General features: G+C 59.2%; 12 protein-coding genes. 7 read left to right on the top strand and 5 right to left on the bottom strand.

What is annotated here, in order from left to right; translation table 11 throughout:
- Nucleotides 1-148 precede the first annotated feature (148 nt).
- Nucleotides 149-751, bottom strand: coding sequence for a peroxiredoxin (locus EI969_RS01095; protein WP_160385564.1), 603 nt, complete (start codon nt 749-751; stop codon nt 149-151).
- A gap of 311 nt (nt 752-1,062) precedes the next feature.
- On the opposite strand from EI969_RS01095, the gene EI969_RS01090 reads away from it, so the two are divergent.
- On the top strand, nt 1,063-1,281 hold the full coding sequence (locus tag EI969_RS01090) for a bacterioferritin-associated ferredoxin (RefSeq protein WP_160385563.1): 219 nt from the start codon (nt 1,063-1,065) through the stop codon (nt 1,279-1,281).
- A gap of 198 nt (nt 1,282-1,479) precedes the next feature.
- A complete protein-coding gene (gene bfr / locus EI969_RS01085; protein ID WP_110660658.1) occupies nt 1,480-1,956 on the top strand; it encodes a bacterioferritin in 477 nt (158 codons plus the stop codon).
- Nucleotides 1,957-2,154: 198 nt separating this feature from the next.
- On the opposite strand, the gene grxD is transcribed toward bfr, so the two are convergent.
- Together grxD and EI969_RS01075 are read right to left on the bottom strand one after the other, a co-directional pair.
- Nucleotides 2,155-2,496 carry a Grx4 family monothiol glutaredoxin gene (gene grxD, locus EI969_RS01080; protein WP_034149018.1) on the bottom strand — a complete coding sequence of 114 codons (342 nt, stop codon included), beginning with the start codon at nt 2,494-2,496 and terminating at the stop codon, nt 2,155-2,157.
- A gap of 97 nt (nt 2,497-2,593) precedes the next feature.
- On the bottom strand, nt 2,594-4,702 hold the full coding sequence (locus tag EI969_RS01075; RefSeq protein ID WP_160385562.1) for a molybdopterin oxidoreductase family protein: 2,109 nt from the start codon (nt 4,700-4,702) through the stop codon (nt 2,594-2,596).
- A gap of 485 nt (nt 4,703-5,187) precedes the next feature.
- Between EI969_RS01075 and argF the strand changes: the two genes are divergently transcribed.
- Both argF and EI969_RS01065 read left to right on the top strand, forming a co-directional pair.
- Nucleotides 5,188-6,108, top strand: coding sequence for an ornithine carbamoyltransferase (gene argF, locus EI969_RS01070; protein ID WP_110661864.1), 921 nt, complete (start codon nt 5,188-5,190; stop codon nt 6,106-6,108).
- On the top strand, nt 6,105-7,214 hold the full coding sequence (locus tag EI969_RS01065) for an ABC transporter ATP-binding protein (protein ID WP_160385561.1): 1,110 nt from the start codon (nt 6,105-6,107) through the stop codon (nt 7,212-7,214). Before argF ends, EI969_RS01065 begins: the two co-directional genes overlap by 4 nt.
- A gap of 125 nt (nt 7,215-7,339) precedes the next feature.
- Here EI969_RS01065 and EI969_RS01060 read toward each other — a convergent pair whose 3' ends face one another.
- Nucleotides 7,340-8,122 (bottom strand): PhzF family phenazine biosynthesis protein, encoded by a 783-nt coding sequence (locus EI969_RS01060; protein WP_160385560.1) that lies wholly within the window; start codon nt 8,120-8,122, stop codon nt 7,340-7,342.
- A 102-nt stretch (nt 8,123-8,224) separates the two neighbouring features.
- Nucleotides 8,225-8,695, bottom strand: a complete 471-nt coding sequence (gene ybaK / locus EI969_RS01055; protein WP_160385559.1) for a Cys-tRNA(Pro) deacylase — start codon at nt 8,693-8,695, stop codon at nt 8,225-8,227.
- A 348-nt stretch (nt 8,696-9,043) separates the two neighbouring features.
- Between ybaK and EI969_RS01050 the strand changes: the two genes are divergently transcribed.
- From EI969_RS01050 to EI969_RS01040, 3 genes are all read left to right on the top strand, one after another.
- Nucleotides 9,044-9,895 carry an MIP/aquaporin family protein gene (locus EI969_RS01050; protein WP_160385558.1) on the top strand — a complete coding sequence of 284 codons (852 nt, stop codon included), beginning with the start codon at nt 9,044-9,046 and terminating at the stop codon, nt 9,893-9,895.
- Nucleotides 9,896-9,970: 75 nt separating this feature from the next.
- A complete protein-coding gene (gene glpK / locus EI969_RS01045) occupies nt 9,971-11,476 on the top strand; it encodes a glycerol kinase GlpK (RefSeq protein ID WP_160385557.1) in 1,506 nt (501 codons plus the stop codon).
- Between the two features lie 95 nt (nt 11,477-11,571).
- A complete protein-coding gene (locus EI969_RS01040) occupies nt 11,572-12,327 on the top strand; it encodes a DeoR/GlpR family transcriptional regulator (RefSeq protein ID WP_007971301.1) in 756 nt (251 codons plus the stop codon).
- Nucleotides 12,328-12,404: the final 77 nt, after the last annotated feature.

The following is a 12,404-nucleotide window of genomic DNA, read 5'->3' as shown; positions in this document are numbered from 1 at the left end:
TGCTCGCGATGGACGTCAACGATAACGCGGGGAGCCTGACACCCCGCGGTGTTCTTGATTCCATCGCGAGCAGGCTCGCTCCTACAGGGTCAGTATCCAACGCATAAAAAAACCGGCCTCGAGGGCCGGTTTTTTTGTACCTGGTACCTTACAGCGCGGCAGCGTGCTCGGTCAGGTAAGCCGCAACGCCTTCTGGCGAAGCGTTCATGCCTTTGTCGCCTTTCTTCCAGTTGGCAGGGCAGACTTCGCCGTGCTCTTCGTGGAATTGCAGAGCGTCGACCAGACGCAGCAGCTCTTCCATGTTACGGCCCAGCGGCAGGTCGTTGATGATCTGCGAACGGACAACGCCTTTGTCGTCGATCAGGAACGCGCCACGGAAAGCCACGCCGTCAGCGGACTGAACGTCGTAGGCCTTCATGATTTCCTGCTTGATGTCGGCAGCCATGGTGTAGCGGACTTCGCCGATACCGCCATTGTTGACCGGGGTGTTGCGCCAGGCGTTGTGAGTGAAGTGCGAGTCGATCGACACAGCGACCACTTCAACGTTGCGCGACTTGAACTCGGACATGCGGTTGTCCAGAGCGATCAGCTCGGACGGGCAAACGAAGGTGAAGTCCAGCGGGTAGAAGAACACCAGGCCGTATTTGCCTTTGATCGCCGAAGACAGGGTGAAGCTGTCAACGATCTCGCCATTGCCGAGTACGGCCGGTACGGTGAAGTCAGGGGCTTGCTTGCCTACGAGTACGCTCATTGGATATCTCCTGGTGTAATAGCGTGAGAAACAGGGTTCGCATCAGCCTGCCACCCTGAGGCGACAGCCCTGTGACACGATCCCCGGTCGCAAAAGACCGGACATCATACACCGCGTGTTTGAGCTGGCTTAGCTGTTTTTTCCCCTTGCGATGAAATCCCCGACGGTTTTGCATCACCGACTTGCCAGGCAGACCGTTCGTCAGCCATCCGCACTTATGAGGAAAAGCGCCCTGAAACCACTTTGACAATCATTCTCGTTAACATTAAGATCCATCGCAATTGAGACAGAATCAGCGACGGTCCTTCCTTATGTATGTTTGCCTCTGCACTGGTGTCACCGACGGTCAAATCCGCGATGCGATCTATGAAGGATGCTGCAGCTACAAGGAAGTCCGCGTGGCCACCGGCGTAGCCAGCCAATGCGGCAAATGTGCCTGCCTGGCCAAGGAAGTGGTCCGCGAGACCCTGACAAAACTGCAAACGGCCCAGGCTGCAATTCCCTATCCAGCAGAATTTAGCGCCGCTTGAATATCGAATTTTAAAGAACCGGACATATGTCCGGTTTTTTTATGTCTGAAAATCAACTAGTTATGCTCTAGACGCGGAACACAAACATTCTTATTCCGATTAATTTTCATTTAAGTTTCAATAACTTAGGTTTGACACTAGCAAATACGCGGCTCAAACTCTGTTCTATTGACAGCTATTACAGGGCAGGACCCCATCATGAAAGGCGACGTTACAGTCATCCAGCATCTCAACAAGATCCTTGCCAATGAGCTGGTCGCGATCAATCAATATTTCCTGCATGCGCGCATGTATGAAGATTGGGGCCTGAACAAGCTCGGCAAGCACGAGTACCACGAGTCCATCGACGAGATGAAGCACGCGGACAAGCTGATCAAGCGGATCCTGTTCCTTGAAGGCCTGCCGAACGTTCAGGACCTGGGCAAGCTGCACATCGGCGAGCACACCAAGGAAATGATCGAGTGTGACCTGCGTATTGAAAAAACCGGCCATGCCGATCTGAAAGTGGCCATCGCACATTGCGAGAAAGTTGGCGACTTCGGCAGCCGTGAACTGCTCGAAGACATTCTCGAGTCCGAAGAAGAACACATCGACTGGCTGGAAACCCAACTGGGCCTGATCGACAAGATTGGTATCGAGAACTACCTGCAATCGCAGATGGGCGAAGACGAGTAAGTTCTACGCCGTTAATCTCGATGCAATAAAAAGCCCCGCTCTCTTTTAAAGAGGCGGGGCTTTTTTGTGCCTGCTGCTTTTATTGTAGGAGCGAGCATGCTCGCGATGGACTAGAGAGCGCTGCGGGGAACCAGGCTCCCAGCGTTATCGTTAACGACCATCGCGAGCGAGCTCGCTCCTACAGGTACAGGAACCGAATCAGGCTTCGGACTTGTTGGCAGCAGCGGCTTCAACAGCAGCCTTGATGGTGGTCTGCAACGAACCGTCAGCAGCCATCTCGGTCATGATGTCGCTACCGCCGACCAGCTCGCCACCCACCCACAATTGCGGGAAAGTCGGCCAGTTGGCGTATTTTGGCAGGTTGGCGCGGATTTCCGGGTTCTGCAGGATGTCCACGTACGCAAACTTTTCGCCACATGCCATCACGGCCTGTGCAGCTTTCGCGGAGAAGCCGCACTGCGGGGCATTCGGCGAGCCTTTCATGTAAAGCAGAATGGTGTTGTTGGCAATCTGCTCTTTAATCGTTTCGATGATATCCATGGAGCACCTCGGCTGAACTTTCCGACTCATGGGTCGGCACGGTGGCGCATTGTAACGGAAAGCCGAGCGCGCTGCTCGGTCTCTCCGTCGGTCTGACTCAAGCGGCTGCCACGGTCACCGGCACGCCATTGAGTGCGGCATTGCCCGACAATTCGTCAACCCGACATTCGTCGGTCAGGTCGTTGGCGCTGGAGCCCGGCTGGCTGCTGGCAATCGTCATTTGCACGCCCGGCCGCGCATGCCCCCAACCGTGGGGCAAACTGACCACGCCTTTCATCATGTCCAGGCTGCCAAGCACTTCGACTTCGATCACACCCACCCGCGAACTGACTCGCACCCGCTGTCCGTCAGTGAGACCGCGACTGTCCAGGTCGTCCGGATGCATCAGCAACTGATGACGCGGCTTGCCCTTCACCAAACGGTGATAGTTATGCATCCATGAGTTGTTGCTGCGCACATGCCGGCGGCCAATCATCAACAACTCGTCGGCGGCCGGCGCCTGCAAGGCTGCGAAGCGCGCCAAGTCAGCGACAATCGCTGCCGGCGCGGCCTGGATGCGTTGATTGGAAGTCTTCAGGCGTGGTGCCAGGTTAGGCTTGAGCGCGCCCAGATCGACGCCATGGGGATGATCGAACAAAGTCGCCAGCGACAGCTTGTGCTCGGACGTGTCGCCGTACATTCCCATGCGCAGACCGCGATCGATCATTTGCGCCGGGGCGATGGTGGGTTTCAACTCTTTGCCGGTCCTGGCGGCAAATGCCTTGGCCAGCCCGACGAAGATCTCCCAGTCGTGCAATGCACCTTCGGGTTTGGCGAGGACGGCGCGGTTGAAACGGCTGACGTTGCGCACCGCAAACAGGTTGAACGTGGTGTCGTAATGGTCGTTTTCCAGCGCCGATGTCGACGGCAGGATCAGGTCGGCGTAACGCGTGGTTTCATTGATGTACAGGTCGATACTGACCATGAACTCCAGCCCGTCCAGCGCCTGCTCGAGCTTTCGGCCATTGGGCGTGGACAGTACCGGATTGCCAGCCACGGTGATCAACGCGCGGACTTGCCCTTCCCCTTCGGTGAGCATCTCCTCGGCCAGCGCCGAGACAGGTAATTCTCCAGCGTATTCCGGGCGCCCGGATACCCGGCTCTGCCACAGATTGAAATGCCCGCCCGAAGTCGTCGCCACCAGGTCCACTGCTGGCTCGGTGCACAAGGCACCACCCACGCGATCGAGATTACCGGTAACCAGGTTGATCAACTGCACCACCCAATGACACAGTGTACCGAAGGCCTGGGTCGAAACGCCCATGCGGCCATAGCAGACCGCACTCGGTGCTGCGGCGAAGTCCCGCGCCAACTGGCGGATCTGTTCGGCCGGTACGGCGCACAACGGGCTCATGGCCTCGGCGGTGAACGCCGCGACGGCCTCCCGCACCTCCTCCAGTCCATCAACGGGCAGATGGCTGTCGCGGGTCAGGCCTTCGGCGAACAAGGTGTTGAGCAGTCCGAACAACAGCGCGGCATCACCGCCAGGGCGCACAAACAGATGCTGATCGGCAATCGCCGCCGTTTCACTGCGGCGCGGGTCGACCACCACCACTTTGCCACCCCGGGCCTGAATCGCCTTCAAGCGTTTTTCCACATCCGGCACGGTCATGATGCTGCCGTTCGAAGCCAGCGGATTGCCGCCCAGGATCAGCATGAAATCGGTGTGATCGATGTCCGGGATCGGTAGCAGCAAACCGTGGCCGTACATCAAATGACTGGTCAGGTGATGAGGTAGTTGATCGACCGACGTCGCGGAAAACCGGTTGCGGGTCTTCAGCAGGCCGAGGAAGTAATTGCTGTGGGTCATCAGCCCGTAATTGTGCACGCTGGGGTTGCCTTGATAGACCGCCACGGCGTTTTGCCCGTGATGCGCCTGAATGGCCGCGAGACGTTCGGCGACCAGGTTGAATGCGGCCTCCCATTCGATGGGCCGCCACTCATTGCCTATCCGCTGCATGGGCTGGTGCAGGCGGTCCGGATCGTTCTGGATGTCTTGCAGCGCCACGGCCTTGGGGCAGATGTGCCCGCGACTGAAGGTGTCCAGGGGGTCGCCCTTGATCGACGTGATCTGGACCTTGCCGCCTTCGACCTCGGTGGTTTCGATGGTCAGGCCACAGATCGCTTCGCACAAATGGCAGGCACGGTGATGGAGAGTCTTGGTCATGGCCAGTCTCTGTCTTGTCATGGGGCGGGCAACGTAAGCCGCGGAAACAAAACTATGGCGCCAGACCCGTCGCTACACCAGCGACGTTCGTCTTGTGAATCGAGGGTTATCAGGCCGGCCGATGGCCGCCGAAGTTCAGTTCGAAGGCAGTGTTCGTCGAGCCCGGCGCTGATGAATGACAGGTCGGAAACCGACTGTCAGCGCACCATTGCCGCCCCGCCTGATTGCCAAGCCCCGAGGGGCCGGTGTACAAATGAGGCGCTGCTATCAGGAAACAGGCTTCAAAAGCGCTACCCCGGTGAACCCGTAGCCCCTCTGAAACTCCCTAAAAACTGTAGCCCTATTGGTAAGACGCGACATTTAATTATAAGATCGCGCCTTCCCCTATTTCGTCGCCCCGTGCGGCTTACGCCGCAGGTCTCGCCCGTTGTTCCGTTAAACAAGGCTTTGAGCATCTGCGGTTTGTAGCAAAAAGGTAGTCAATGATGAGCGCAAGGCACTTTCTCTCCCTGATGGATTGCACGCCCGAAGAGCTGGTCAGCGTGATCCGTCGAGGCGTTGAGCTCAAGGACCTGCGTAACCGCGGCGTACTGTTCGAGCCCCTGAAAAACCGCGTCCTGGGGATGATTTTCGAGAAATCCTCGACCCGCACCCGGATCTCCTTCGAGGCCGGCATGATCCAGCTCGGTGGCCAGGCGATCTTCCTGTCGCCACGTGACACCCAGCTGGGCCGAGGCGAGCCGATCGGCGACTGCGCCATCGTCATGTCGAGCATGCTCGATGCGGTGATGATCCGTACCTTTGCCCACAGCAACCTGACCGAATTTGCCGCCAACTCCCGCGTACCGGTGATCAACGGCCTGTCCGATGACCTGCACCCGTGCCAGTTGCTGGCGGACATGCAGACCTTCCTCGAACACCGCGGCTCCATCCAGGGCAAGACCGTGGCCTGGATCGGCGACGGCAACAACATGTGCAACAGCTATATAGAAGCGGCCATCCAGTTCGACTTCCAGTTGCGCGTCGCCTGCCCGGAAGGCTACGAGCCCAATCCTGAATTCGTGGCCAAGGCCGGCGATCGGGTCACCATCGTTCGCGACCCGAAAGATGCCGTGCGCGGCGCCCATCTGGTAAGCACCGACGTCTGGACCTCCATGGGCCAGGAAGAAGAAACCGCCAAACGCCTGAAGCTGTTCGCCCCGTACCAGGTCAATCGCGCCCTGCTCGACCTGGCCGCTGACGACGTGCTGTTCATGCATTGCCTGCCGGCGCACCGTGGCGAGGAAATCAGCGTCGACCTGCTCGACGACAAACGCTCGGTGGCCTGGGATCAAGCGGAAAATCGTCTGCATGCGCAAAAAGCCCTGCTCGAATTCCTCGTCCCACCTTCGTATCACCACGCATGAGCCAGCCATTACTGCTTAACCTGCGCAACCTCGCCTGCGGCTACCAGGACCAGCGCGTGGTGCAGAACCTGAACCTGCATTTGAACGCTGGCGACATCGGTTGCCTGCTGGGCTCCTCGGGCTGCGGCAAGACCACCACCCTGCGGGCGATTGCCGGCTTCGAACCGGTACACGAAGGCGAAATCCAGCTGGCGGGCGAAACCATCTCCAGCGCCGGGTTCACCCTCGCCCCGGAGAAACGTCGCATCGGCATGGTGTTCCAGGACTACGCGCTGTTTCCGCATTTGAGCGTGGCCGACAACATCGCCTTCGGCATCCGCAAGCACCCGCAAAAAGATCGCGTCGTCGAAGAGTTGCTGGAACTGGTCAACCTGAAGAACCTCGGCAAGCGCTTCCCTCATGAGCTGTCCGGTGGTCAGCAACAACGTGTCGCCCTGGCCCGCGCCCTGGCGCCGGAACCGCAACTGCTGCTGCTCGACGAACCATTCTCCAACCTCGATGGCGAATTGCGCCGCAAGCTCAGCCATGAAGTGCGCGACATCCTCAAGGCCCGTGGCACCAGCGCGATTCTGGTGACTCACGACCAGGAAGAAGCCTTCGCCGTCAGCGACCACGTTGGCGTGTTCAAGGAAGGTCGACTGGAACAGTGGGATACGCCCTACAACCTGTATCACGAACCGCTGACACCCTTTGTGGCCAGCTTCATCGGCCAGGGCTATTTCATTCGCGGTCAGTTGAGCAGCCCGGAGTCGGTGCAAACCGAGCTGGGTGAGTTGCGCGGCAATCGGGCCTATACCTGGCCGGTAGGCGGCGCCGTGGACGTGCTGCTGCGCCCGGACGATATCGTCTATGCACCGGACAGCGCGCTGAAGGCGCGAATCGCCGGCAAGACATTCCTGGGTGCGTCGACCCTGTATCGCTTGCAGCTGCCGACAGGCGCACAGTTGGAGTCGATTTTCCCGAGCCATGTCGATCGTCAGGTCGGGGCCGATGTGGGCATTCGTGTCGCGGCTGAACACCTGGTGCTGTTCCAGGCGTCCGGCAGCACGGCGGCGCAGATTCCTGCCGTTGAATCAGGTGTGCGGCGCTACAGCACCGCCCACTGATACACACAAAAACCTGTAGGAGCGAGCCTGCTCGCGATGGACGTCAACGATAACGCGTTCATCCTGGATGAACGCGGTGCCCTTGAGACCATCGCGAGCAGGCTCGCTCCTACAGTGGATATGCATTAGCCCAACATTAGCGTGCCGCTCGCTACGAGCGTCGCATCCCCGCCAATCTTCACCCGATCGCCTTCCAGGCGGCAGAACAGCTCCCCGCCCCGCGCCGAACGCTGACACGCCGTCAGGCTCGACTTGCCCAAACGCTCGGACCAGTACGGAATCAGCAGGCAATGGGTCGATCCAGTCACCGGGTCTTCATTGATGCCGATCGCCGGTGCGAAATAGCGGGAGACGAAATCGTGCTGGCTGCCTCGTGCCGTCACGATGGCGCCCAGCCACGGCAGTTTCGCCAGGGCAACCATGTCCGGCTTGCAGTCGAGCACGGCCTGCTCGGATTCGAGCACCACGAACAGCTCGTTCGAAGCCAGCACCTCCACGACGTTCACACCCAGTGCACGTTCGATAGCCAGAGTGTCGCTCACTGGCGTCGGCACGATGGTCGGAAAATCCAGCCACAACCGCCCACCCTCCCGGGTCACGCTCAGCGGGCCGGATTTACAGGTGAAGTCCAGGCGCTCGACGGGCTCTTTATAGATCTCGAACAACACATAGGCGCTGGCCAGCGTCGCGTGCCCGCACAATGGCACCTCGGTGGTCGGTGTAAACCAACGGATGTGCCAGCCCTGCCCTTCGCGCACGACAAACGCCGTTTCGGCGAGGTTGTGCTCGGCAGCAATCTTCTGCATCAACTCATCGGCGAGCCAGGTATCGAGCCGATAGACCATCGCCGGGTTGCCGCCAAATGGCTGATTGCTGAACGCGTCGACCTGATGAAACTCAAGCTGCATAACCTTCTCCCTGTGTCAGACCCGTCGAGCATGCCGCGTTGGTCGAACCGGCACCAGTGACAGAGCAGGCCGATTTTCACCATACAGCGCCGTGCCGGCGCCTCAGGCACGGCCGATATCGGCAAACTTCGCCTGGGTGTGTTCAGCCAGCACCGTCGGTGCCAGTTCGACTTCCAGGCCGCGCCGACCCGCACTGACAAAAATGCTGGCGAAGGGTTGGGCCGAATTATCGATGAACGTGCGCAAACGCTTCTTCTGCCCCAACGGACTGATCCCGCCCAGCAGATAGCCAGTAGAGCGCTGGGCTGCGGCCGGATCAGCCATTTCGACCTTTTTCACACCCGCGGCGTGGGCCAGCCCTTTCAAGTCCAGACTGCCGGCAACCGGCACCACGGCCACCAGCAACTCACCTTTTTCGCTGGCCGCCAGCAAGGTCTTGAACACCCGCGCCGGATCGAGGCTGAGTTTTTCCGCTGCTTCCAGCCCGTAGGAGGCAGCCTTGGGGTCATGTTCGTAACTGTGTACGCGATGTTCGGCCCGAACCTTTTTCAACAAATCCAATGCGGGGGTCATGACAGCTCCAGACTGGGCGGCAGAAGAAAAATACAGCGCATGATTCTAGGACATTGATCAATAAAAGGCTCTACGGCGGAGTATCCATGACGCCATTGCCTGGCCATCCCATTCATCAACAACTCGTTCATTCATACAGCGAATAGTTTCTTTGTGACCGACGGTTCACTTTCGACCTTTGACAGCAGCGTTTCTTGTCTATATTTTTTCGTTTCTGAAACTGTACGAAACGTCCTACCGCAGTAGCCAGCAGTAAACCGCGACCAGGATGCACATCCTGCCTCGGCGAAAACCGCGCTTCGACCATGATGGGAAAAGCGCCAGACAACAAAAAGAATTGAGGTTTCAATGACAACTGCTTTGCAACAACCGTCGCTCTCGAGCCAATGCATGGCCGAGTTTCTGGGTATGGCGCTGCTGATCTTTTTTGGTACGGGATGTGTTGCCGCGCTCAAGGTCGCGGGTGCCAGTTTTGGCTTGTGGGAAATCAGCATTATCTGGGGCGTCGGCGTCAGCATGGCGATCTACCTGACCGCCGGGGTTTCCGGTGCTCACCTGAACCCTGCCGTCAGTATTGCCCTGAGCATTTTTACCGATTTCGAAAAGCGTAAATTGCCGCTCTACATTCTCGCCCAGGTCGCTGGTGCCTTTTGTGGAGCGTTGTTGGTTTACACGCTGTACAGCAATCTATTCTTCGAATTCGAACAAACGCACCATATGGTTCGTGGAACCCAGGCCAGCCTTGAACTGGCATCGGTGTTCTCCACCTTCCCGAACCCTGTGCTGACCACCGCCCAGGCGTTTCTGGTCGAAGTGATCATCACCGCCATCCTGATGGGCGTGATCATGTCCCTGACCGACGACAGCAATGGTTTGCCCAAAGGCCCGCTGGCACCGCTGCTGATCGGCCTGCTGATTGCGGTAATCGGCAGTTCGATGGGACCGCTGACTGGTTTTGCCATGAATCCGGCGCGCGACTTCGGCCCTAAACTGATGACTTTCTTCGCTGGCTGGGGTGAAATTTCCTTCACTGGCGGACGCGATATTCCGTATTTCCTGATTCCTGTTTTTGCACCGATTGTCGGTGCCTGCCTCGGCGCCGCTGCCTATCGCGGGCTGATTGCCCGCCATCTGCCCAGCGCCGTACCTGCTACAAAGGATGCAGCAGTTGCCATAGACGGCAAACCGAGAACTTCTTGATACCGTTGGCGCGTGCCCCCTGCCCTTTGATCACGCGCCAGACCTCACTCCCTTATTTCGTCCAAGGCAATCGACATGACCGACACACAGAATAAGAACTACATCATTGCCCTCGATCAGGGTACGACCAGCTCCCGCGCGATCATTTTCGACCGCGACGCGAACGTGGTCTGCACCGCCCAACGGGAGTTCGCACAGCATTACCCGCAAGCCGGCTGGGTCGAGCATGACCCGATGGAGATCTTCGCCACCCAGAGCGCGGTGATGGTCGAGGCCCTGGCGCAAGCCGGCCTGCATCACGACCAGGTGGCGGCCATCGGCATCACCAACCAGCGTGAAACCACCGTAGTCTGGGACAAGAACACCGGCCGCCCGATCTACAACGCCATCGTCTGGCAATGCCGGCGCAGCACCGAGATCTGCCAGCAGCTCAAGCGCGATGGCCACGAGCAATACATCAGCGACACCACCGGCCTGGTCACCGACCCGTATTTCTCCGGCACCAAGCTCAAGTGGATTCTCGACAACGTCGAAGGCAGCCGCGAACGCGCGCGCAATGGCGAGTTGCTGTTCGGCACCGTCGACAGCTGGCTGATCTGGAAATTCACCGGCGGCAAGGTGCATGTCACCGACTACACCAACGCTTCGCGCACCATGCTCTTCAACATCCACACCCTGGAATGGGACGCGAAGATGCTGGAGGTGCTGGACATCCCGCGCGAGATGCTTCCCGAAGTCAAATCGTCCTCGGAAATTTATGGCCGTACCAAAAGCGGCATCGCCATTGGCGGCATCGCTGGCGACCAGCAAGCCGCCCTGTTCGGCCAGATGTGCGTCGAGCCAGGCCAGGCGAAAAACACCTACGGCACTGGTTGCTTCCTGTTGATGAACACCGGCGACAAAGCCGTGAAGTCCCAACACGGCATGCTCACCACCATCGCTTGCGGCCCACGTGGCGAAGTGGCCTACGCGCTGGAAGGCGCGGTGTTCAACGGCGGTTCTACCGTGCAGTGGCTGCGTGACGAGCTGAAGATCATCAACGACGCCCACGATACCGAATACTTTGCCAACAAGGTCAAGGACAGCAACGGTGTGTACCTGGTGCCGGCTTTCACCGGTCTTGGCGCTCCCTACTGGGACCCGTACGCCCGTGGCGCCTTGTTCGGCCTGACCCGCGGCGTACGCGTGGACCACATCATCCGTGCCGCGCTGGAGTCGATTGCCTACCAGACCCGCGACGTGCTGGACGCCATGCAGCAGGACTCCGGCGAACGTCTCAAGGCGTTGCGCGTGGACGGTGGTGCCGTGGCCAACAATTTCCTCATGCAGTTCCAGGCCGACATCCTCGGCACCCAGGTCGAGCGTCCGCAAATGCGCGAAACCACGGCACTCGGCGCGGCTTACCTGGCAGGCTTGGCCTGTGGCTTCTGGGGCAGCCTGGAAGAGCTGCGTGGCAAGGCTGTGATCGAGCGCCAGTTCGAGCCGACGCTGGATGAAACGGCAAAGGAAAAACTCTACGCCGGCTGGAAAAAAGCGGTCAGCCGCACCCGCGACTGGGCGGTTGAAGACGAGGCTGAATAAGCCAACACGCTGGCTCGTATCTGTATGTAACTGGTCGGGAGCAGATTCCTGCGGCATCATGGGCAAATTTTGCACGGCAGCCCAAAGGACGCCCCATGAATCTGCCTCCCCGTCAGCAGCAAATCCTCGAGCTGGTTCGCGAACGCGGCTATGTCAGCATCGAGGAAATGGCCACGTTGTTCGTCGTTACCCCGCAGACCATCCGCCGCGACATCAATCAGCTCGCGGAAGCCAATTTGTTGCGCCGCTACCACGGCGGCGCGGCTTACGACTCCAGTGTTGAAAACACCGCCTACGCCATGCGCGCCGACCAGATGCGCGATGAGAAACAGCGTATCGGCGAAGCCATTGCCGCGCAGATTCCCGACCATGCCTCGTTGTTCATCAACATCGGCACGACCACCGAATCGATTGCCCGGGCACTGCTCAATCACAGTCATCTGAAGATCATCACCAACAACCTGCACGTCGCCTCCATGCTCAGCGCCAAGGACGACTTCGACGTGCTGCTGACCGGCGGCAACGTGCGCCGCGACGGCGGCGTGGTGGGCCAGGCCAGTGTCGACTTCATCAATCAGTTCAAGGTCGATTTCGCCCTGGTCGGCATCAGCGGCATCGATGAGGACGGCAGCCTGCTGGACTTCGACTATCAGGAAGTACGGGTATCCCAGGCGATCATCGCCAATGCCCGGCAAGTGATCCTCGCGGCCGACTCCAGCAAGTTCGGGCGCAACGCCATGATTCGCCTGGGGCCGATCAGCCTGGTCGATTGCCTGGTCACCGATCAGCAGCCTTCCCCGGCGCTGGCGCAGCTGTTGAACCAGCACAAGGTTCGGCTGGAGGTCGTTTAACACCGAAGGCTGTTAAACAACCTGTAGGAGCCGGCTTGCTGGCGATGGCGTACTCAAGGGCGCCATCGCCAGCAAGC

Source organism: Pseudomonas sp. PB101 (genome assembly GCF_009764265.1).
Classification (GTDB): domain Bacteria; phylum Pseudomonadota; class Gammaproteobacteria; order Pseudomonadales; family Pseudomonadaceae; genus Aquipseudomonas.
This window is presented reverse-complemented; position numbering and strand designations above follow the sequence as displayed.